This window comes from Paraburkholderia hiiakae (assembly GCF_904848665.1).
Taxonomy (GTDB): Bacteria; Pseudomonadota; Gammaproteobacteria; order Burkholderiales; family Burkholderiaceae; genus Paraburkholderia; species Paraburkholderia hiiakae.
The window spans coordinates 1-20,817 of record NZ_CAJHCQ010000007.1 but is presented as its reverse complement, the minus strand read 5'-3'; the positions used below and the strand labels follow the sequence as shown (position 1 = coordinate 20,817).

Below are 20,817 nucleotides of genomic sequence, written 5' to 3'. Positions count from 1 at the left end.
TCCTTCAGTCCTCGATCCGTTCCAGCCCCTCGTCTTCCGCGTCGCGGCCGGACGTGCCCGCCCATTCCGCAGCCGTGAGCGAGATGGCCGCGACCGTCGCGGCGTCGAGCGGTGCGAGTTCCGCGCACAGCGCGTCCACACGGGTCCAGTCTGCGCGCTCCAGCGCCTCGGAAAGTTCGAGTAGCCGCCCGAGCGCGCCCTCGCGCTTCACGATCGCCGTGCGGATCGGCTTGGCCAGCGTGAGCACTTCGAGCGTGCTTTCGAGCGGACCACCAAACACCGCCTCGACAAACGAGAACACGCCCACGAGAAACGCCGCGTCTTCCTCTTCGAGGTGCGCGTGGGCGAGCTGCGTCACGGCGATTTCCATGAAGCGTGCGCGCGTCGCCACGAGTTGCAGCAGCGGGTCGTCTTCGGCGGCGATCTTGCGGCCGTCCGCGTAGAGCAGCAATTGCGTCCAGCGCGCGATGGCGTTCGTGCCGGTCGCGTTGATCGCATCGCGCAGCGTCGTCACCTTGCGGCCGATGTTCATGCCGCCCGAGTTGGCAAGCCGCATCAGATGCATCACCAGCACGGGGTTGAGTTTCAGCTCCGCTTCGAGCTGCGCGACGGTGGGCTCGGCCGCAAGCAGATGCAGCAGGGTCAGCAGCGCCTGGCGCGGCGCGCTGGAGCGGCGCGCGCCGCCATGCGGTTTCGCGAAGAAGTAGCCCTGGAAACGGTCGAAACCGAGGTCGTACGCGCGCTGATAGTCTTCCTGGGTCTCGACGCCCATGGCCACGAGTAGCTTGCCCGCCGACTTCATCACGCTCGCGAACTTCGGCAGCACCGTGGGCGCGATCTCGCGAATATCGATCTTGATGGCGTCCACATAGGGCAGCAGTTTCGCGAGCGACTCATCGGCCTTCGACACCTGGTCGAGCGCGAAGCGGTACCGGCGACGGTGCAACTCGACGAGCCGCGCGATCAGATCCGGGTCTGCGCCGATGTTCACGGGCAACTCGAGCATGACGCGCTCGGGGCTCACTCGCAGCAGGCCGTCGTGAAAAAGCACGTCGCGCGTCATGTCGAGCCACGCAGGATGGCCCGCGAGCGAGGCGCGCAGCGCCGGCGCGGCGAATGCCTTGAAGAGCGCCGTGCTCGTGGCGAAAGGCTTGGGCGTCAGGCCCGAGGCATGGTCTTTGGCGGCCGCTTCGGCCTCTTGCTCGATTTCGGCGCTTTCGCGCCCGTCCACGAGGCGTGGCAGTGTTTCGAATGCGCTTAGAAGGCCGTCCCGGTCGAGCATCGGCTGGCGCGCAAAATACACTTCGATGGGCGGCCCGGCGTCTTCCGGCGACTGTGTGCTGCCCGCGACGCCTGACATCTGCGGCCGGTCTGCGGCGTTCAAGCTCATGGTGTCCCCCGCGCGGCACCGCGCGCATGGCGGCACCCTGGTCTTGTTTCTTGGCATGCCGCAACCGCTTGCGCATCACACACATTGCGCACCGGACGCGGCACTTTCTTATCGCGATTTTATCCTGGCAAGTAAGGCGCGGAAATGAAGTTCTTCTCGATCAGAGGGATTTATTTGCGGCTTTTTCAGTGCCATACCTGTTGCCTGCGCATTCCTGTCCCTTCGACACACGAATAATTTGCTATGCAATCCGAAGCAAATGCGCAAAAAAAACGACCGGCGGGATTTCGTCCAGCCGGTCGGTCTATCGATACCGGCCGATTACTTGAGCACGACCTTCACGTCAAAGTACTTCGCTGCGATGCGGTCCATCGTGCCGTCCGCCTTCAGGTCCTTGAGCGCGCCGTTCAGCGCGGCCTTGAGCGCCGCGTCGTTCTTGCGCACGCCGTAGCCCACGCCCTCGCCGAGCAGTTTGGCGTCCACGACCTGCGGGCCCGCGAACGCGAAGCCCGCGCCCTGCGGCTTGTTCAGGAAGCCCTTGGAGGCGGCTTCGGCGTCCAGAAACGAGGCGTCGAGGCGGCCCGAAACGAGGTCCGCGTAGACCTGGTCCTGCGTCGCGTACGGCACGACGTCCACGCCCGCGGGCGCCCACTTCGCCTTCGCGTAGGTTTCCTGGATCGTGCCCTGGAGCACGCCCACATGCTTGCCCTTGAGCGACTCGGGCGTGGGCTGCAGCGTGCTGCCCTTCTTCGCGATCATCTGGTTCGGAATCGCGTAGATCGGGTCGGTGAAGTCGATGGCGAGGCGGCGCTGGTCCGTGATCGACATGTCGGAATTGATCGCGGCGAACTTGCGCGCCTGCAACGCCGGAATCAGGCCGTCGAACGAGTTTTCCACCCACACGCACTTTGCCTTGAGCTTCGCGCAGACGGCGTTGCCCACGTCGATATCGAAGCCCTGCAGCTCACCTGCGGGCGACTTCGATTCGAACGGCGCGTACGACGCCTCCACGCCAAAGCGGATTTCCTTGATATCGGCGGCCCGTGCGGCCCCTGCCGCCCCAGCCGTCATGGCAGCCGCGCAGAATGCGAGCGATGCCAGCTTGTTCCAGTTCGTCTTCATCAGTGTCTCTTTCCAGTCAGATTGGGTGCGCCGGCGCGGCCCGTTCAGGCCGCTTCGTGGTTCGATTTGCCGCTAAAAAGCGGCTTCCCGGCGCCGGCACAGGATCGCTGCGCCAATCTCACGGCTCAATCGCGCGCACCGCGTGTGGTGCGGCGCAGCAACCGCGAGGGCGCGATTGTACCGCGATGGCGCCTGCGCCCCGCCGCGCGGGCAGCGCGGGGCACCAAGCCGACGCGGTGCGTTCGAACATGCAAACGGGTGTCGTGGATGCGAAAGCGCACGAAAGCGTGCGCTTTCGCCAGGCGTTCAGGCGAGCGCGGCGAGCGTCTCCCGGGTGGTATCGACGACGAGCAGGCCCGCCCGCAAGCCCGGCTTCACGCCCGGATTCGGAAACACGATGCGCTCCTCGTCGTGCTGCACCACGTAGCGGTATGCACCATCTTCCGCCAGCACCTCGCCGCGCTGAAACGGGGTGAAGTTGGGCACGTCGGCGGCCACGTTGAGCTTGAGCGCGTCGCTCTGCTTCGTGATCTGGCCGATCACCGTGAAGATGCGCGGCATCTGCGCGCCTTTTGGCAAAGACACTTCGCCCGCCACGAGGCGGCGCACGGCAGCGTCGGCACCGGCGAAGCGAGCCAGGTCGTTCTGGCCGAACGGACGCACCTTGCCGAGTTCGAGCGTGCAGGCAAGCGCCCCGCACGTTTGCGCCGTAAACGACGACAAGGTCGCGCCCTGCTCGGTGTGAATCAGCACGGCCGCGATGCGCGCGTCGGCGAGCCATTCGAGCATCGCGCGCGCGGGCGGCTCGCCCGTGTGCGGCAGCAGCGCGAACTGCTCGAACGCCGAGGCGCGGATCGCCGTATGCATGTCGAGATGCCAGCGCGTGAATGGCGCATCGGCGGCACTCGCGGCCTTCGCGAAGAAGCGCTGCGCGGCCGCTTCGAGCGCCACGGCGCGCGGCGCCTCGCGGCTTGCCGGCACACGTGCATGGCGGCCGCCGAACAGCCGGTTGAGATCGTCGTCGAGATAGCGCTCGCCGGCGCGCATTGCGCCTGCGTTGCCGAGCACCGCGAGCACGCGGCAGGCTAGCGCTACGCGGCCCGCCGCAATGTCGGCCACGAGCTGCGAGAGCATCTCGATCGGCGCGGTCTCGTCGCCGTGCACGCCTGCCGAAAGGAGCACGCTGCGCGTCGTATCGTCAACGCGTGCCGGTTCCAGCTCCAGCACGCCCTCGTCGAGCCATTGCCAGCGCACGCCGCCCGCGCATTCGCCGCGCGCCGCATCGGGCGTGGCTGGGCGCGTACCGGCTAACGTGTACGCAAGAAAATCGGCGAGCGGGTTGTCAGCGCTGGAAGTCATAGAGCGATCCGAGGCCGAGAATCTGCGTGAGTTCGTCGAGCGCCGTGCGCGACTCGACGAGCAGCGCCGGATCGCTCAGATCCTGCGGCGCGAGCCGGTCGCGATAGTGCCGCTCGATCCAGCCGTCGAGGCGCGTGAAAAGCGCGTCGTTCATCCAGACGCCCGGCGCCGTCGCCGCGCGCTCTTCCTCGCTGAGCACGACGCGCAGACGCAGGCACGCCGGGCCGCCGCCGTTCTTCATGCTTTCGCGCAAGTCGAACACGAGCACTTCGTCCACCGGCCCGCTGCTCGCGACCAGCTCATCGAGGTAGATCGCCACGTGCGGATTCTCGCGGCACTCCTGCGGCACGACGAGAATCTGTGTGCCGTCCGCCCGGCTCAGCAACTGGCTGTTGAAGAGATACGACGACACCGCATCGGCGACGCTCACGCGCGCCTCGGGGACTTCGATCACGTGGAACGGCGCGTCGTGCGCCGCGAGCTTCGCGCGCAGTTCGTCATACACCGCTTGCTGATCGACGAACGCGCGCTCGTGGCAGAACAGCGTGCTGCGGTTGCCCACGGCGATCACGTCGTTGTGGAACACGCCCGCGTCGATCACATCGGGGTTCTGCTGCGCGAACACGGTGCCGGCGTCGGTCAGGCCGTGGCGCTGCGCAATGGCGCGGCTCGCCTCGAACGTCTGTCGCGCCGGGAAGCGCTTGGGCTCCGGCCCGCGCCGGTATTCGCTGCGCCCGTACACGAAGAACTCCACGCCGCGCTCGCCGTACTGCGCGCTAAAACGCGTATGATTGGCCGCCCCTTCGTCGCCGAGCGCGGGCGTGCCAGGCAGCGCCTCATGCACGACGAAGTGCGACGAGTCCGCGAATACCGTGGCGAGCGTTCGGCGCGTCGCCTCGTGCTCGATCGCGCGATGCAGTTTGCTGCACAGGTTCGCGGGCGTGAAATGCACGCGCCGGTTGGGCGTATCCGCCGAAGGGCTCACCGTGGCCGCATTGGCGGTCCACATGGCCGATGCGGAGCTTGCCGCCGCGAGGAGTTCGGGCGCGTCCTTCGCAGCGCGTGCAATCGCTTCGGCATCCTTACCGCCGAAGCCCAGTTCGCGCAGCAAGCGAATGGAGGGCCGCTCCTGCGGCGGCAGCACGCCTTGTGCGAAGCCCAGGTCGGCGAGCCGTTTCATCTTGCGCAAGCCCTGCTGCGCCGCGGCGCGCGGGTTCGCCACGGACTTCTCGTTGCTCTGCGAGGCGACGTTGCCGAACGACAGCCCGGCGTAGTTGTGCGTGGGGCCGACGAGTCCGTCGAAGTTGGCTTCAAGGGTTTGCATCGTCGTTCCTTAGAAGTAAAGACCCGGCGATACGCTCGCGGGCATCTGCAATTGCGTGCTTTCTACCGAGGCCATCGGGTAGGCGCAGTAGTCGGCGGCGTAGTACGCGCTCGGCCGGTGGTTGCCCGAGCGGCCCGCGCCGCCGAACGGCGCGCCGCTCGACGCCCCGTTGGTCGGCCGGTTCCAGTTCACGACGCCCGCGCGGATTTCGCGCGTGAAACGCTGCCATAGCGCTTCGTCGTCGGCGAGCAGGCCCGCCGAGAGCCCGTACGCCGTGTTGTTGGCCTGCGCGATCGCGTCGTCGAAACCCGCGTAGCGGATAATCTGCGCGAGCGGCCCGAAGTGCTCCTCGTCGGGCAAGTCCGCCACGCCGGTCACGTCGAGAATTCCGGGAGTCACGAAGCCGAGCGCCGGATCACGTTGCGCCATCGGCAGCAAGGCGCGTGCGCCGCGCTCGAGCAACTGCGCCTGCGCGCTCATCAGCTTGCCCGCCGCGCGCGCCGAAATCACGGCGCCCATGAAGGGCTGCGGCTCGGCGTCGTACTCGCCCACGGTAATGCGCGAACTCACTTCGACGAAGCGCGCAAGGAAGCGCTCGCCGAATGCGTCCGCCGGCACGAGAATGCGGCGCGCGCAGGTGCAGCGCTGCCCCGCCGAAAGAAACGCCGACTGGATCGTGTGATGTACGGCTGCGTCGATATCCTCGACCGGTGCGACGACGAGCGGATTATTGCCGCCCATCTCCAGCGCGAGCACGATCTCGGGCCGGCCGCCGAACTGGCGATGCAGCAGCGTGCCGGTGTCCGAACTGCCCGTGAAGAAAAGCCCGTCGATCTGCTTGTGATTCGCAAGCGCAATGCCTGTGTCGCGCTCGCCCTGCACGAGGTTGAGCACGCCCGCGGGCAAGCCGGCTTCGCGCCAGAGCTCGACCGTTGCGCGCGCAACTTCTGGCGCGAGTTCCGAAGGCTTGAACACGACAGCGTTGCCCGCGATGAGCGCCGGCACGATATGGCCATTGGGCAAGTGGCCCGGGAAGTTGTACGGACCGAACACGGCAACGACGCCATGCGGGCGATGACGCAGCACCGCCACGCCGTCGGCCATCTGCGCGCGCTTCTCGCCGGTGCGCTCGCTGTAAGCGGTGATCGAAATGGCAACCTTCGCGGCCATCGACGCGGCTTCGGTGCGCGCTTCCCAGAGCGGCTTGCCGGTTTCGCGGCCAATGGCCTGTGCAAGCGTTTCCTTCTTCTCGGTGACGAGCGCGGCGAAACGCTTCACGATCTCGCAGCGCGCTTCGAGCGGCGTTTGCGACCACGCGGCAAACGCGCGGCGCGCGGCGCTCACGGCGCGATCGACATCTTTCTCGCTCGCGGCGTTGCCGCTCCACACGGTCTCGCCGGTCCCGGGGTTGCGCGAAACGAACGCGGGGCCCGAGGCCGCGCACCATTGTCCATCGATGTAAAGCTCGTTCATGGTCATCCTTGTGTCGACCAGAGTTGGCGCTTTAGCGCTTACTCTGGTCCCATGCAGGTTTATGGCTTGTGCTTTGCTGCGGGGCCGAGCACGCGCACCGGTTCACCCGCCGCGACGTTCAGTGCCGCCGCCTCCCTGGCACTTAGCGTGAACACGCCGTCGTGCACGACGCCCGGCGCGAAACCCACGCGGAAATCGCCAAGCGACGTATTCGACACGAGCGAGCGCACGCCCTCTTGCGCATGCGCCTCGCCGATTTCAACCGGCACCACCAGGCTGTCGCGCACCGTGCGCAGGTCGCTGATATGGCATTCGAGTACCGGGCCCGCGTCGAAGATATCGACGTGATTCTCGTAGCGCAGCCCCTCGGCTTCGAGCATGCGCCGCGCGGGAATCGTGTCGGCATGCGTGAGGCCGACGCATGCCTGCGCTTCGTCGGGCAGGAGTTCGACGTACACCGGGTAACGCGGCATCAACTCCGCGAGGAACGACTTGCGCCCATGCGAGCTCAGGTAGTCGGCAGCGTTGAAATCGATCTGGTAGAAGTGCGAACCGACCGCGCGCCAGAACGGTGACGTGCCTTGCGCGTCGAAATGGCCGCGCAATTCCGCGCACAGGCGCTCGGGAAAACGCTCGCGAAACTGCGCGATGAACATGAAGCGCGAGCGCGAAAGCAGCCCACCCACTCCGCCCGTGCGATAACGCGGCGAGAGAAAGAGCGAACACACCTCGGCATAACCCGTGAGATCGTGCGAGATATTGAGCGCGCGCATGCGCGTCCAGATGCCGAGTTCCTGGCTCGCGTGCACCACCGTGCTCACGCGGTAGTTGTAGAACGGCTGCTCCAGTCCCACGGCCGTTTCGATGCCGCACACGCCCGCCACGTCGCCCGTTGACGTGTCTTCCATCACGAAGAAGTAGCCGGCTTCGCGCAACTCGGCCTCACCTGCCAGCGTGCGCCGTGCGCGCTCGATGCGCGCCTTGAGCGCCTCGCGGTCGGGCTTGAAGGTGGTGAGGCCGGGGCCCGTTTCCTGGGCGAGCGCGACGAGCGCGTCCACGTCGCCCGTTTGCACGACGCGTACCACGATCATTGTGCGTCTCCCATGTAGGCATCCTCTGTTTGCGGGGTGGCGCGATAAAGCGGTGCACAGCGCACCGGTTCGCCGTCCTGCACGCCGAGTGCGGCGCGCGCGGCGGCGTCGAGCGGCGCGAAGTGACCTCCCGCCGTGCGTGCGCCCTTCTCGCTTTCAGGCAACGTCGCGAGCACGCAACGGAACTCGCCCGCGCGTTGGCTCGCAACCAGATACGCCGCGCCTTCCAGATTCGTTGCGAGCGCAACTTCGCGCACCGTGCGCGCCTCGCTTCCGGCGACCGAGGACGTGCGATCCACCTGCGCGGTGAGCACCGGGCCCGCGTCGAAGATATCGACGTAGCCGTCCGGCTCGAAGCCCTCTTCCAGATGGATTTCGTAAGCGAGCAAGGCGCTCGGATCGGGCTCGCCGAGCACGCGCTGAGCCGGCTCCGGCAGCAGCGGCACATAGATCGGGTAAGCCGGCATCACTTCGGCGATGAAGGTGCGGCTGCGGCCGCCCGAGGCCAATTCGATGTCCTTGAAATCGCGCCCGAAGAACTTGCGCCCCACGGCTTCCCAGAACGGCGACGCGCCCTTGTCGTCGGTCACGCCAAGCAGCAGCGTGAAGACTTCGGGCGTGAAGCGCCGACGGTTCATCGCGACGTACATCATGCGCGCGCGCGACATGAGATGCGCGGCCGCGTCGCCGCGCAGCGAAGGCTCGATGTAAAAGCCCGCGAGACGGCTCTTGCCCGTAAGTTCGTGCGACATCGTCAGCGCGTGAATCTTGCGGTTCACGTGCAGCTCACGCGACGCATGAATGAGCGCGTCGTTGCGAAACGCGTAGAACGGCTCGGCGTAGCCGGCCGCCGCCACGATGCTCGAAGTGCCGACGAGCCGGCCCGTGGCGGAATCTTCGAGCACGAATAGATAGAACTCCTCACCGGGGAAGTCCACGTCCGCGCGAAACGAATCTTCTGAAAGCGCGATGCGCGCTTCGAGCGCCGCGCGGTCGTGCGGCAGCGAATGCAGCACCGGTTGCGCGGTGCGCGCCATCTGGGCGATCGCGTCGAGATCGGAAAGCCTGGCGGGGCGAACGAATAGCATCGTCGGTCCTATGTACGGTTGCGCGCGCTGCGATCAGCGCGTGCCGGTGACGCCAATGACGTCATTGCAGGCCTGCTCGAAGCGCGCAAAGCCTTCGTCGAGGTCCGCTTCCGGGATGATGAGCGACGGCGCGAAGCGCAGCACGTCCGGCCCCGCAATCAGCATCATCACACCGCGATTCGCGGCCGCCGCGTTGAAGTCCTTGGCGCGACCGGCAAAGCGCGCGTTCAGTTCGGCGCCGATCAACAGACCCTTGCCGCGCACCTCCTTGAACATGTCGAAGCGCTCGTTGATCTTCGCGAGCTTGCCGCGAATCGCTTCGCCGCGCGCACGCACGCCTGCCAGCAGCGCCGGATCGCTCACCAGTTCGACCACCTTGCCCGCAATCGCGGCGCCCAGCGGATTGCCGCCATAGGTCGTGCCATGCACGCCGACCTTGAAGTGCGCGGCAATCGCCTCGGTCGTGAGCATCGCGCCGATCGGGAAGCCGTTGCCGAGCGCCTTGGCCGTCGTGAGGATGTCGGGCGTGACGCCCGTATCTTCGTAGGCGTAGAAGTGGCCCGTGCGGCCCACGCCGCTTTGCACCTCGTCGAAAATCAGCAGCGCGCCGTGCGCGTCGCACGCTTCGCGCAGCGCGTGCAGGAATGCAGGATCGGCGGGGATCACGCCGCCCTCGCCCTGCACCGGCTCGACGATTACGGCGCAGGTCTGCGCGCCGATCGCGCGCTTCGCCGCTTCGATGTCGTTGTACGGCAGATGCGTGATTCCGCCCGGCACGGGGCCAAAGCCTTCCGAATACTTGGGCTGGCCGCCCACGCTCACGGTGAAGAACGTGCGCCCATGGAACGACTGCGTGAACGAGACGATCTCGAACTTGTCGGCGCCGTGCCGCTCGAAGGCCACGCGGCGCGCGAGCTTGAGCGCCGCCTCATTGGCTTCCGCGCCCGAGTTCGCGAAGAACGCGCGGTCGGCGAACGTGAGGGCTTCGAGCTGACGCGCGAGGCGCAGCACCGGCTCGTTGGTGTAGCCATTGCCGATGTGCCAGAGCTTGCTGCCCTGCTCCTGCAGCACGCGCAGCAGCTCCGGGTGCGCGTGGCCGAGCGAGGTCACGGCGATGCCGCACGCGAAGTCGATGTAATCGCGGCCCTCGGTGTCCCACACGCGCGAGCCAACACCGCGATCCGGCACGAACGGTGCGGGCGAGAAACACGGCACCATCACTTCATCGAAGGTCTTGCGGCTCACAGTCTGGTCGTTCATGGTGATTCCTCTATTACGCAGTGCGTGTCGAATTCGGGGTCGATGTGCGTTGGGGCCGTGCCCTTTCGCTCGGGTGGCTTTGCCTGGGACGGGACTCAGTGCTCAAGCATCGAGTCCCGTCGACACCTGTGCAGTGTAGGCAAGCTGCGCGCAAACGTCTTGCGCAGGCGCGACGCGTTTTTTCGTACGGAACCTCGTACGGAACCTGCGAGGCCCGTGCGCTTGCGGCGCCGCGGCTACGTTTTACTGAACTTCCGGCGGCTCGACGAGCGCGCCCGCGCGCGGCTCGGCGGCGGCTCCGCCGTGCTGGCGCTCGATCCAGTTGCGGCGGTCCTCGCGCGGCGTGACGCCGAAGCGCTCACGGTAAGCATTCGAAAAATGCGCCGCCGAAGAAAAACCGCACGCGAGACTGATCTGCACTACCGACTTGCTGGTGCGCTGCAACTGCGAGCGCGCCTTGGCAAGACGCAGGCCCAGGTAGTACTTGGAAGGCATCGCGCCAAGGTACTGGCGAAAGAGCCGCTCGAGCTGGCGCCGCGAGACGCCCACGAGATTCGCGATGTCGTCGGTCGTGAGCGGGTCCTCGATATTCGCTTCCATCAGCTTGAGCGCGTCGTTCAGGCGCGGGTGCCGCTCGCCCGGCGCGGTCACGAACGGAATGCGCTGGCGCTCATCGCCGCTGCGCAGCGTGCTTGCGCCCAGCGCGTCGGCAATGCGCTCGGCAAGTTCCGGGCCGTGGTCGCGGCCGATCATCGCGAACATGAAGTCGAGCGTGGCCTGGCCACCCGCGCAGGTCGCGCGGTCGCGGTCGATTTCGTAGATGTGCTGCGTGACGATGGTGCGCTCGAACTGCTCGGCGAACTGCTGGAACGTCTCCCAGTTCGCGGCCACGCGGTATCCCTGCAACTGCCCTGCCATCGCGAGCCACCAGATGCCGTGATGAATGCCCGTGACGAGCGGCGTGCGCTGCCCCACGCGCGCCAGGCTCGCGAGAAACAGGCGATAGTCGGCGAACTGCTGGTAGCGCTCGGTCACGACGATGAGCCAGTCGCACGACACGGCGTCGCCGAACGCACAGTCGGCGGGCCATTGCGCGCCACCCGCAAGGGGCACGGGGCGGCCGTTCCACGAGCACGTCTGCCAGCGGTACAGCGCGCGGCCGTCGATCTCGTTGGCGAGATTGAGCGCATCGACGATCGGGCCCACACCCGACATCGAAACGGGCGGCAGCGCGACGATCGCGACCTGGGTGGTGCGGCCGGCGCGCGCGAGCGGCGCCTGGCCGCCGGGCGCGGCGGCAGGAACGCTAGTGGAAGGGAGAACGGGGGAACGGACCATCGGCGAGACGCGGCGTGAAATCGAACGCGCCGCTTACTTGAGGCTGCCCGAGAGGAACTGGCGCAGACGATCGCTCTTCGGCGCGCCGAGCACATCCGCGGGCGAGCCCTCTTCCTCCGTGCGCCCCTGGTGCAGGAACATCACATGATTCGAGACGTTGCGCGCAAAGCCCATTTCGTGCGTCACGACGATCATCGTGCGGCCTTCTTCGGCAAGCTTTTGCATCACCTTGAGCACTTCGCCCACGAGTTCGGGGTCGAGCGCCGAAGTCGGCTCGTCGAACAGCATCACGTCGGGATGCATGGCAAGCGCGCGCGCAATCGCCACGCGCTGCTGCTGGCCACCCGAAAGATGCGCGGGATATTGCTTCTCCACGCGAGGCGCGAGGCCCACTTTCTCCAGATACTGCCGCGCGCGGTCCTCGGCTTCCTTGCGCGGCACGCCCAGCACGTGCAAGGGCGCTTCCATCACGTTCTCCAGCACGTTCATGTGCGACCAGAGATTGAAGTGCTGGAACACCATCGCAAGCTTGGTGCGGATGCGCTGCAGTTGCTTGTGGTCCGCCACCTCGAGGTCGCCGTTGCGGCCCGCCTTCGTGCGCACGGTCTCGCCGTCCACGACGATCTCGCCCGCGTTCGGCTTCTCGAGGAAATTGATGCAGCGCAGGAACGTGCTCTTGCCCGAGCCGCTCGCGCCGATGATGCTGATCACGTCGCCCTTCTTCGCGTCGAGCGAGACGCCTTTGAGCACCTCGTTGTCGCCGTAGCGCTTGTGGATCTCGCGCGCGACGAGCTTGCTATCTGAGGATTGCGTCTGAGCCAAGATGGTCTCCAGTTTCCGAGGTTCCGGTGAATCAGCGGGTGCGCACGGCGAGATGGCCGAGCCAGCGTTTTTCGGCGCGGCGAAACGCGGCCACCAGCACGAACGATACCGCACAGTAGATCAGCGCCGCGAGGCCGAACGACTCGAACGAGCGGTAAGTGGCCGAGTTGGCGTCGCGCGCGACCTTGAGGATGTCGGGCACCGTGGCGGTGAAGGCCACCGTGGTCGCGTGCAGCATCAGGATCACTTCGTTACTGTACAGCGGCAGTGCGCGGCGCAGCGCCGAGGGCAGGACCACGCGCCAGTACATCGTGAACGGGCTCATGCCGTAGGCGCGCGCCGCCTCCACTTCGCCGTGCGACGTGGCGCGAATTGCGCCCGCGAAAATCTCAGTCGTGTACGCGCAGGTGTTCAGTGCAAACGCGAGGACCGCGCAGTTGAGGCCGCTGCGAAAGAACGCGTCGAGGAGCGGCTCCGCGCGGATGAACGCGAGACTGTACACGCCCGTGTAGATGAGCAGCAACTGCACATAAAGCGGCGTGCCGCGAAATACGTAGGTGTAGAAGCGCACCGGCAGCGAAAGCCAGCGGCGGCTCGACACGCGCGCCACGGCGAGCGGCACCGCGCACACGAAGCCGAAAGCCACCGAGATCACGAGCAGCCACAGCGTCATCGCGAGGCCCGACACATGTTCGCCGTCCCAGTAGAGGAACGCGCGGCCGAATTGCTGAATGATTTCGTTCATGGCAGCCGTTTCCTCAGAGTTGCGCGTGACGCACGCCCACCGAATAGCGGCGTTCGAGCCAGATGAGCGCGAAGTTCGAGAGCGTGGTGATCGCGAGATAGATAAGCGCCGCGATCACGAGGAAGAAGAACAGGTTGAAGGTGCTTCGGCCCGCGTCCTGGGCGGCCTTCACGACATCGGCGAGACCGATGATCGAAACGAGCGCTGTCGCTTTCACGAGCACCTGCCAGTTGTTGCCGATGCCGGGCAGCGCGAAACGCATCATCTGCGGAAAGAGGATGCGGGCGAACACGCGCACGCCGCTCATGCCGTAGGCGTGCCCCGCTTCGAGCTGGCCGCGCGGCACCGCGAGAAACGCGCCGCGAAAGGTCTCGGTGAAGTACGCGCCGTAGATGAAGCCGAGCGTGACGACACCGGCCACGAACGGATCGATATCGATCTGCGCCATGCCGAGCGCGTCGGTGGCCTCGTTCACGCCGATCTGGATGCTGTAGAAGAGCAGCAGCATCAGAACGAGGTCGGGCACCGAGCGGATCAGCGTCGTGTAGGCGGTCGCCACGGCCGCGAGCGGCCGGTTGAACGAAAGCTTGGCCGCCGCGCCGGCCAGGCCGAGCAGGACCGCCACGCCGAGCGAGAGGAGCGAAAGTTCGATGGTCTGGATCGTGCCGGCGAGCAGCACCGGGCCAAAGCCGTAAAGGATCACGCGCGTCTCCGGATCAATTCGTTTTGTCGTTTCGGGCGGCCTCGCGCGGCATAGGAGCGCCGCGCAAACCGATGAACTGGCGCGGATCGTCTCAGTGCAAAATGGATTGCTCAAACTAGCGCGGCGCGGATATTGCAGTGCAGCATTGCAGTGCGGCGCATCGACGCGCGCGGATCGGGCCCACGCAGCCGCGGGCCCGATGCTTTTGAAAGGCGAAAAAAAATGCCCCGGTACGCGAGGTGCGCGGGGCATTTACGCAAGTTTGGGGTCGCTTTTTCGATAGGCGCGCGATGTGCGCCCAGCGCCCCTGGGGCGCTTATGCGGCGCGCGTTTGCGTGCCGCGCGCGCTGCCCGCACGGGCGTTCGCACCAATCAGCTTTTCGGCGAGCGCGCCAAACAGCAGGCCGATCGTGGTCCAGAGGATGACCTGCATGCCGATCGACACCGTGCGGAACTTCCACAGCAACACGGCCGGGAAGGCGGCGGGCACCTCGTTGATGGTCGGCAGCGCGAACTGGACCGCGCCGATCACGACGACGAACAGCACGAGCGCCACGATCGAAGCGTTCCAGACGCCGAGGCGCGGCACCAACGCGGCGCGCGCCTTGAGCGAGAACACCGACACGGCGATCGAGATCGCGATCATCAGGAAGAAGAGCCCGGTTCGATAGCCGATCGTCTCCGGGTCGCCGACCGAGGGCGGATTCGCCGGATATTTGATGTTCGGCACCACGTAGATCGCGACGAACGCCGCGAGCGCGAGCCAGGCCGAGAGCGCGCGTGGCGAAAGACGCCCCGCGCGACCGTTCGCATAGGCGAAGACGAGTGCAAAGAGGCCGCCGATCGACGCGCCATAGACCATCACGCCCGTGAAGAGCCCGATGCTCGCCTGGGTCTTGCGGCTCACGATTTCGGGTTCGGGTGCCTCACCCTTCGCGGCGTCGGCCTTTTCTTCGAAGGAAATCGCCTGATCGACCTGGGGCTCGCCCGCGATCTTCGCGAAGCCGAACGTGAGGAGTCCCGCGGCGATGCCTGCGAGCATGCCGCGTACCAGCAACTTGCCAACCATATTCAGCTCCCGGTCAGTGGCAGGGAAAGCCGAGCAGATGACGGCCGTCGTGAACGAATTCGTGGACGTACATGCCGGGAACGAGCGAGGTAGCGCCTTGCTCGGCGCCCACGAAGTACAGGGCCAGCAGCAGCATGAGGCCGCCGAAGATCGCCCAGGGCAGGATCTCTCGCAGCGGAATGGGCGCCGGCGCGGCCGGTGCGTGCTGCAAGGGGAATGAGGTTTCGGACATGCTGACTTCTCCTGGGGTTACGCGCCCTGCTAGTCGTTGAAAGAGTGATTCACGACGCGCAGGTCTGACTCCCGTTGCTTCGATTCAATCGACGGCAACCAGTTACAGTGGCGCGACCGCGCCGGACTTGCACCGGCTTCCGCGTGTCGTGGAGCCTGTATTCTACGCGCTGCGACGGCTGGCCGCGGACCGAATGTCAGCCACAGGGAAGTGATGCGTAAGGAAAAGCATGCCGACGACCGTCTGGCTGGTGAGTCATGCGGCGAATGCCGCGCTGCGCTCGGGAATGTTCCCGCGAACGCCTGTAGCGGGCGATAACGCCGAAGAAGGGCTCGATGCCCGAGCACTCGAGGCGCTTGCTGCATGGCGCGAGCGCTGGCACGCGCGGCTGGCCGGCGCTGAGCGCAATGGCGAGGCGCCGCGCGCGCTCACGAGTCCCGCGGCGATCGCGCGAGCGAGCGCACACGCGGCGGGCTTCGCCGGAGCAACGCCACGCGACGCGCTCGCCGACACGGCCTTCGGCGCGTGGCAGGGCAAGCGCCTTGCGGATCTTGCACATGAAGCGCCCGACGCACTGGCCGCCTGGACGCGCGATCCCGCCTTCAGGCCGCCAGGCGGCGGCGAATCGTTCGACGATGTTCGCGCGCGCGTCAGCGCCTGGCTCGAGACGGTCTCCGACTCCGGGCTCGATGTGATCGCCTTCACGCACGCGAGCGTGATGCGCGCAGCGATTCTTCACGCGCTGGGCGCGCCGTCGTCGGGTTTTCGCTCGATCGAAATCGCGCCGCTTTCCGTGACCGCGCTACGCCGCACCCAGCACGGCTGGGCGTGGCGCGCGGCGAAGGACTGAGGATAGGGACAGCATTCCTTGATCTGTGTACATGCGCCGCGAACATAGCACGTATCAACGCGTTGACACGCATGAATCCGAAGCCTAGCATCGACACTGTATCAACCACGTAGATACACGGCGATCAGGTATGGACATCAAACTCAATACGTTATTGGCCAGACGGCTAATTCAGTACGAGGACGAAATGGCGATACAAACCCTGAAGCGTTGGGGAAACAGCCTTGCGGTGCGCATTCCGGCCAGCCTTGCCAGCAAACTGGCGTTGGCGGAGGGGCAGGAAGTCGAGGTGGACGTCGAAGATGGGTCGCTCACGGTTCGCCCGCACACGGCGATCCGGCGCTTCTCGCGTGAGCGGTATTTGCAGCAGTTGCGCGAGAGGAAGCTCGAGCCGCACCCGCTCATCGACTTCGGCCAGCCGCAAGGGACCGAGATCGGCGGACCCGATGACCCCACGCGTTTCGACCTATGGTAAGGAACGCATGAAGAACGGAACACCAGACGCAGGCGACATCCTCTGGCTCAACGTCGGGCCGGGCGCAGGCAGCGAGCAGGACGGCTATCGTCCAGTCCTCGTCCTCACCGACTCCGAGTTCAACGAACTCACGACCCGCTTCGTCGGACTGCCTGTCACCAGTACCATTCACGGGTGGGAGTCGGAAATCCCGCTCAGCGGACTTGCCAGGCCCTGCGTCGCGATGGCCGACCAGGTTACGACGCTGTCGCTAGCGGGCAGAGTCTGGCGGCACAAGGGAGAGTCGGCGACAGGCGAGGAACTGGAGGCGGCGAAGTTCGCCGTCGCCGGCATTCTGGATCTGTAGCCGGCAGCGCACAGAAAGCGCCCTAGTCCAGCCCCAACTGCGCCTTGATGGCCGGCATCATGTACTGCACGGCCGCGCGCCCTTCTTCGATGGCAGGTCCAGCGCGATGAAAGTCGAAGATGCCCATGCCGCCCAGGCGCGGCTGGATCAGCACATCGGCGGGCTCGCCCGCCAGGCGGCTGCGCGTAATGCGCACCTGCATGATGTCGATGCTCTGGGCCACCGAACTCAACACGGAGGGCACGCGCGTGCTAGGCGGCGGCGCCACCCGCACGTCCGGCCCGCCTGCCGCGCCGGGACCGGCCGGTTGCAGCCAGCGCGGGAAGCGCTTGCCGTTGCGGCGCAGGAGTGGTCCAGGCGCCGCGTTAGTGCTTTCAGCGTCACTGGCGGCGCTACCCGCCGCTGCCGATGCCGCCGTCGCCGCGTCGCTCGCCTCCACGGGCAACTCGCGCGGCATCGTGTCGATCGCGCCGCCCAGGTCGCGGCCGTTGAGAATGTCGTGATTCAGATCGATGGCGATCACGGTGTCGGCACGCATCGCGCGCGCGGCGGACACCGGCACCGGGTTGCTGAGCCCGCCGTCGACGAGCCACACGCCGTCATGCCAGATCGGCGTGAAGATGCCTGGAATCGCAATCGACGCGCGCACGGCGTCCACCACGCCGCCTTCGCGCAGCCAGACCTCCCGCCCCGTGTCGAGTTCGGTGGCGACCGCCGTGAACGGCAGCCTCAGGTCATCGATCGAGCGGCCGTTGAACTGGTGCGCAAAAAGGTCGATCACCTTGCGCCCGCCGAGCAGCCCGCCCGAAAAACGCAAGTCGAGCAGACGCACCACGGTCTGCCAGGTGAGTTTGCTCACCCAGTCCTCGAGCCAGTCGAGATCGCCGTTCGCGTACACGGCGCCGACGAGCGCGCCGATCGACGTGCCGCACACCACGTCGGGCTTGATGCCCGCTTCCTCGAGCGCGCGAATCGCGCCGATATGCGCCCAGCCGCGCGCCGCGCCCCCACCGAGCACGAGCCCCACACGCTTGGGCCGTCGCCGGTTCATCATGCGCGCCTCCTGGCGTGGTCGTGAGTCAACTGCGTCAGCGCCCGCGGATCACGTCCGAGCGCGAGGTCGTCGTGACCCGCCCGTCCGGTCCGAAATGCACGTTGAAATACGCTTCGGGCGTCACGCCCCCTTCCAGCCACTTCCAGCTCCACACCGTCTCCTTCTTCAAGCGGTAGCCGGCAACCTGCCCCGGCTTGCCGAGCAGGCGCCGCACCTCGTCCTCACTCATGCCGACGCGGATCTTCGCGAAGTTTTCCGCCGTGAGCGCCTGGGTAATGGCCACGAGCCGCCCGTTCGGGCCGATGTCGACCATCCAGGTCTTGAGACCCTGCGGGCCGCGCGGATATTCGAGGCGGCGCGAGCCGTCGTCGAACACGCGCTCGGTTTCCGGCTTGCCCATTTGCTCGCGCACCTGCTCGAGCGTGGAAACGCCTGGCGTGAGGCCCTTGAGCAGCAGCGCGTCGGGCTTCACGGAATCGAAGAACGCCTTGAATCCCTGCCGGATGGTGTCGAGCATGGCATCGAACTGGCGATCGTCGCAGCCGGAAAGCGTGAACGCCGCCGTGGCGGCGCACGCGAGCGCGAGCGAACGCGTGAGTGAAAACGTGGGCTTCATGTCCTTGCTAACGCATCAGCATGGGCTTGCGTCTACGCGTGCCCGAAGAACCGGCGCGCCGACATGCTCACAATGTACCGTCAATGGACCTGATCGTGCTGTGAGTCCCGCTTCGGGCGGGCCATGTGCGCGCGGACGTTCGCCACGGCGGGCAGCGCATCTCCCGACTGCGCGCCGTGGCGCAATGCGCGACGCGCCCGAACGATTTCGGCGCCCTGCCACGTCAGCAGCGCGAGCACGCCGAACACCACTTCGCGCATGCGCTTGACGAGCGCAAGCGAGAACGCCACTTCCTGGCCCACGCCAAAGAGCTGTGCGAGCAGCACCACGGCGACTTCCTGCACGCCGAGGCCGGCAGGCACCATGAAAGCGGCATGGCGCACGGCCTGGGTGATGGCTTCGATGGCGAGCGCATCGCCCACCGAGACCGGATGACCGAGCAGCGCGAGCGCCCACCACGTCTCGAACGCGCCGAGCATGTAGCCGCCGAGCTGCCAGAAGAAGGCGCGAAACATGAGGCCGGTGCGCGACATCAACGCATCGAGATCGGCGTCGAGCTGCTTGCCGTCGAGGCCGGACATGAGCGGATTGTCGGTGCCGAGCAGGCGCGCGGCCCAGCGTTCGATCGCATGAAATACGCCGCCGCGACGCAACAGGAACACAGCGAGCACGGGCAACGGCGCCGAGAGCACGAGCGCGAGTGCGATCGTGACGATGGTGCGAAGCGAACCGCCGTCGCCGGTCGCCGCGACGATCAGCACGACGCCGAGCGCCGAGAACGCATATTGCACGGCAATCGTCACGAACACCTCGACGATCACCGAAGCCGTGACCTCGCTCGCATTGCGCACCTTCCAGCGCGCGAGGCGAATGCCGACGAGTTCGCCGCCTACGCCAACCACGGGCAGCAACCGGTTCACGGCCTCGCGCACGGTCGCGGTCCACCAGAGGAAAGTGAGCGGCGCGCGCTTGTCGAGCAGCAGGCGCCACGCCTGCGCGTCGAGCAGAAGCGGCAGCGCGTGGAATGGCACGAGCCAGAGCAGCATGGGGCCTGCCGTGCCAATCACACGCAGCACGTCGTGCGCGCCGTTATGTACGACGAGACCGATCAGGATGGCGATCCCGATCGGCAGGCCCAGCCATTGCAGCCACTTCATGACGCCGGCGCCCGCACGCCCTGTGAGGCGGCTGGACCTTCGCCCGAAGCCGCGCCAAAGAACACGTCGAGAAAGCCGCCACGGCGCACGCCCGCTTGAGCGAGCGCTGCGGCCACGCGCGGCGAGATCAGCGCGCCGAATTCGTCGGCATGGCGATACGTCTGCATCGACGGCGTGATAGGCCCCTCGTGCGCTTCATCGGCAAGCGCCGGATGACAGTAGATCTCGCCCACGCCCTGCGCGGGCAGATGCGCGAGCGCGTCGAGCACGGCGGCCTCGTCCATTGCGCCCGTCTTTGCGATGCCGACCACGTAGTCGTTGTGCGCGACGCCGGCGCGAGCAAGACGCGCGCGCACGAGCGCGAGCCAGGGCTTGAGCGCGAACGGCGCGCCGGCCTCGAGCGGTAGACGCATCGCGCGCAAACCATAGTCGCGGCCGATCTCGAGGATCAGCGCGAGCACCGTGGGATGCAAGTGAAAATGCTTGTGCGTGTTCACGTGATCGAGCGCGAGCCCGGTCGCCGCGAACGCTTCGAACTGCGCGCGAATTTCCTTCGCGAGCTGCCTGCGCACGTGCGGCAGGAAGAAGAAGCGCACGCCGTCGCGAACCATGTTGTCGCCAAAACGCCCTTGCGTATCGACGAGTGCGGGAATCTGCGCGCGCGGCAGCATGGCCGCGCCGTCCGCCAGCACCAGATGCAGCCCCACGCGCAAACCCGGCGTGCGGCGCGCCCGCGCGATGGCATCGAGCGCGGCGGGCGCGGCCACCATCAGGCTCGCGCAGTCGAGCACGCCCTCGCGATGCGCGCGCTCTACCGCCGCGTTGACCCGCTCGTGCAGGCCAAAGTCGTCGGCGGTGAAGATGAGCGCGCGACGATCCTGCCCACCGCGGCGGGACGAACCGTGCATCATGCCTCGTGCGCGCGCAGGAAGCGGAAGAACTCCACGCCTTCGCGCAGACGCCGCTTCATCATGTCCCAGCTCGTGAGCATCTCGCGCACGATCTCCCAGATCTTCGAAGGCCGGAAATAGAACTGGCGATAGAACTGCTCCAGATGGTGGTAAATGTCCTCACGCGACAGATGCGCATACCCGATCGCCGCGAGCTGCACCCCTTCCTTGCTCACCAGGTTGATGGTCTTGTTCTCTTCCATCCAGCCGTTTTCCACGGCCTGCTTGTAGAGCGTCGTGCCCGGATACGGCGCCGCGAGCGACACCTGAATGGTGTGCGGATTGATTTCCTTCGCGTACTCGATCGTCTTCCTGATCGTGTCCTGCGTCTCGCCCGGCAGCCCCAGAATGAA

At 66.6% G+C, this 20,817-nt stretch carries 21 protein-coding genes and 1 pseudogene; 3 read left to right on the top strand and 19 right to left on the bottom strand.

Going from position 1 to position 20,817, the window contains the following annotated elements; all coding sequences use genetic code 11:
• Nucleotides 1-4 precede the first annotated feature (4 nt).
• From JMY28_RS14880 to JMY28_RS14815, 14 genes are all read right to left on the bottom strand, one after another.
• Complete coding sequence (locus tag JMY28_RS14880) at nucleotides 5-1,390, bottom strand: EAL and HDOD domain-containing protein (RefSeq protein ID WP_201696711.1); 1,386 nt, start codon at nucleotides 1,388-1,390, stop codon at nucleotides 5-7.
• A 321-nt stretch (nucleotides 1,391-1,711) separates the two neighbouring features.
• The gene (locus JMY28_RS14875) at nucleotides 1,712-2,512 is read right to left on the bottom strand and encodes an ABC transporter substrate-binding protein (protein ID WP_201696710.1); all 801 of its coding nucleotides are present in this window, start codon (nucleotides 2,510-2,512) and stop codon (nucleotides 1,712-1,714) included.
• Nucleotides 2,513-2,818: 306 nt separating this feature from the next.
• Entirely contained in the window at nucleotides 2,819-3,871 is a 1,053-nt protein-coding gene (gene astE, locus JMY28_RS14870; protein WP_201696709.1) for a succinylglutamate desuccinylase, read from the bottom strand.
• On the bottom strand, nucleotides 3,855-5,195 hold the full coding sequence (gene astB, locus JMY28_RS14865) for an N-succinylarginine dihydrolase (protein ID WP_201696708.1): 1,341 nt from the start codon (nucleotides 5,193-5,195) through the stop codon (nucleotides 3,855-3,857). Before astB ends, astE begins: the two co-directional genes overlap by 17 nt.
• 9 nt (nucleotides 5,196-5,204) lie before the next feature.
• A complete protein-coding gene (gene astD / locus JMY28_RS14860; protein ID WP_201696707.1) occupies nucleotides 5,205-6,668 on the bottom strand; it encodes a succinylglutamate-semialdehyde dehydrogenase in 1,464 nt (487 codons plus the stop codon).
• Between the two features lie 59 nt (nucleotides 6,669-6,727).
• The gene (gene astA / locus JMY28_RS14855) at nucleotides 6,728-7,759 is read right to left on the bottom strand and encodes an arginine N-succinyltransferase (protein WP_201696706.1); all 1,032 of its coding nucleotides are present in this window, start codon (nucleotides 7,757-7,759) and stop codon (nucleotides 6,728-6,730) included.
• Nucleotides 7,756-8,847, bottom strand: a complete 1,092-nt coding sequence (gene aruF, locus JMY28_RS14850) for an arginine/ornithine succinyltransferase subunit alpha (RefSeq protein ID WP_201696705.1) — start codon at nucleotides 8,845-8,847, stop codon at nucleotides 7,756-7,758. Before aruF ends, astA begins: the two co-directional genes overlap by 4 nt.
• 33 nt (nucleotides 8,848-8,880) lie before the next feature.
• Nucleotides 8,881-10,107 carry an aspartate aminotransferase family protein gene (locus JMY28_RS14845; RefSeq protein ID WP_201696704.1) on the bottom strand — a complete coding sequence of 409 codons (1,227 nt, stop codon included), beginning with the start codon at nucleotides 10,105-10,107 and terminating at the stop codon, nucleotides 8,881-8,883.
• Between the two features lie 243 nt (nucleotides 10,108-10,350).
• The gene (locus tag JMY28_RS14840; protein WP_236596893.1) at nucleotides 10,351-11,322 is read right to left on the bottom strand and encodes a GlxA family transcriptional regulator; all 972 of its coding nucleotides are present in this window, start codon (nucleotides 11,320-11,322) and stop codon (nucleotides 10,351-10,353) included.
• 156 nt (nucleotides 11,323-11,478) lie between these two features.
• Nucleotides 11,479-12,270 carry an ABC transporter ATP-binding protein gene (locus JMY28_RS14835; protein ID WP_407945510.1) on the bottom strand — a complete coding sequence of 264 codons (792 nt, stop codon included), beginning with the start codon at nucleotides 12,268-12,270 and terminating at the stop codon, nucleotides 11,479-11,481.
• Nucleotides 12,271-12,298: 28 nt separating this feature from the next.
• The gene (locus JMY28_RS14830; RefSeq protein ID WP_201696701.1) at nucleotides 12,299-13,012 is read right to left on the bottom strand and encodes an ABC transporter permease; all 714 of its coding nucleotides are present in this window, start codon (nucleotides 13,010-13,012) and stop codon (nucleotides 12,299-12,301) included.
• 13 nt (nucleotides 13,013-13,025) lie between these two features.
• Nucleotides 13,026-13,715 carry an ABC transporter permease gene (locus tag JMY28_RS14825; protein ID WP_201696700.1) on the bottom strand — a complete coding sequence of 230 codons (690 nt, stop codon included), beginning with the start codon at nucleotides 13,713-13,715 and terminating at the stop codon, nucleotides 13,026-13,028.
• Nucleotides 13,716-14,031: 316 nt separating this feature from the next.
• Nucleotides 14,032-14,784 carry a CbtA family protein gene (locus tag JMY28_RS14820; protein ID WP_201696699.1) on the bottom strand — a complete coding sequence of 251 codons (753 nt, stop codon included), beginning with the start codon at nucleotides 14,782-14,784 and terminating at the stop codon, nucleotides 14,032-14,034.
• A gap of 13 nt (nucleotides 14,785-14,797) precedes the next feature.
• Nucleotides 14,798-15,016 (bottom strand): CbtB domain-containing protein, encoded by a 219-nt coding sequence (locus tag JMY28_RS14815; protein ID WP_201696698.1) that lies wholly within the window; start codon nucleotides 15,014-15,016, stop codon nucleotides 14,798-14,800.
• Between the two features lie 229 nt (nucleotides 15,017-15,245).
• Between JMY28_RS14815 and JMY28_RS14810 the strand changes: the two genes are divergently transcribed.
• The 3 genes from JMY28_RS14810 to JMY28_RS14800 all read left to right on the top strand — a co-directional run bounded on the left by JMY28_RS14810 (nucleotide 15,246) and on the right by JMY28_RS14800 (nucleotide 16,687).
• Nucleotides 15,246-15,866, top strand: a complete 621-nt coding sequence (locus tag JMY28_RS14810; protein ID WP_201696697.1) for a histidine phosphatase family protein — start codon at nucleotides 15,246-15,248, stop codon at nucleotides 15,864-15,866.
• 130 nt (nucleotides 15,867-15,996) lie between these two features.
• Entirely contained in the window at nucleotides 15,997-16,341 is a 345-nt protein-coding gene (locus tag JMY28_RS14805) for an AbrB/MazE/SpoVT family DNA-binding domain-containing protein (protein WP_236596876.1), read from the top strand.
• Nucleotides 16,342-16,348: 7 nt separating this feature from the next.
• A complete protein-coding gene (locus JMY28_RS14800; RefSeq protein ID WP_201696696.1) occupies nucleotides 16,349-16,687 on the top strand; it encodes a type II toxin-antitoxin system PemK/MazF family toxin in 339 nt (112 codons plus the stop codon).
• 22 nt (nucleotides 16,688-16,709) lie between these two features.
• On the opposite strand, the gene JMY28_RS14795 is transcribed toward JMY28_RS14800, so the two are convergent.
• The 5 genes and pseudogenes from JMY28_RS14795 to JMY28_RS14775 all read right to left on the bottom strand — a co-directional run.
• On the bottom strand, nucleotides 16,710-17,741 hold the full coding sequence (locus JMY28_RS14795) for a patatin-like phospholipase family protein (protein WP_201696695.1): 1,032 nt from the start codon (nucleotides 17,739-17,741) through the stop codon (nucleotides 16,710-16,712).
• Between the two features lie 34 nt (nucleotides 17,742-17,775).
• On the bottom strand, nucleotides 17,776-18,357 hold the full coding sequence (locus JMY28_RS14790; RefSeq protein ID WP_028204757.1) for a hypothetical protein: 582 nt from the start codon (nucleotides 18,355-18,357) through the stop codon (nucleotides 17,776-17,778).
• 80 nt (nucleotides 18,358-18,437) lie between these two features.
• A complete protein-coding gene (locus tag JMY28_RS14785) occupies nucleotides 18,438-19,514 on the bottom strand; it encodes a lysylphosphatidylglycerol synthase domain-containing protein (protein ID WP_201696694.1) in 1,077 nt (358 codons plus the stop codon).
• Nucleotides 19,511-20,422 (bottom strand): hopanoid biosynthesis-associated protein HpnK, encoded by a 912-nt coding sequence (hpnK, locus tag JMY28_RS14780; RefSeq protein ID WP_201697015.1) that lies wholly within the window; start codon nucleotides 20,420-20,422, stop codon nucleotides 19,511-19,513. Before hpnK ends, JMY28_RS14785 begins: the two co-directional genes overlap by 4 nt.
• Nucleotides 20,422-20,817 (bottom strand): annotated as a pseudogene (locus tag JMY28_RS14775) (hopanoid biosynthesis associated radical SAM protein HpnJ); the annotation flags it as partial. The gene hpnK and the pseudogene JMY28_RS14775, both read right to left, overlap by 1 nt.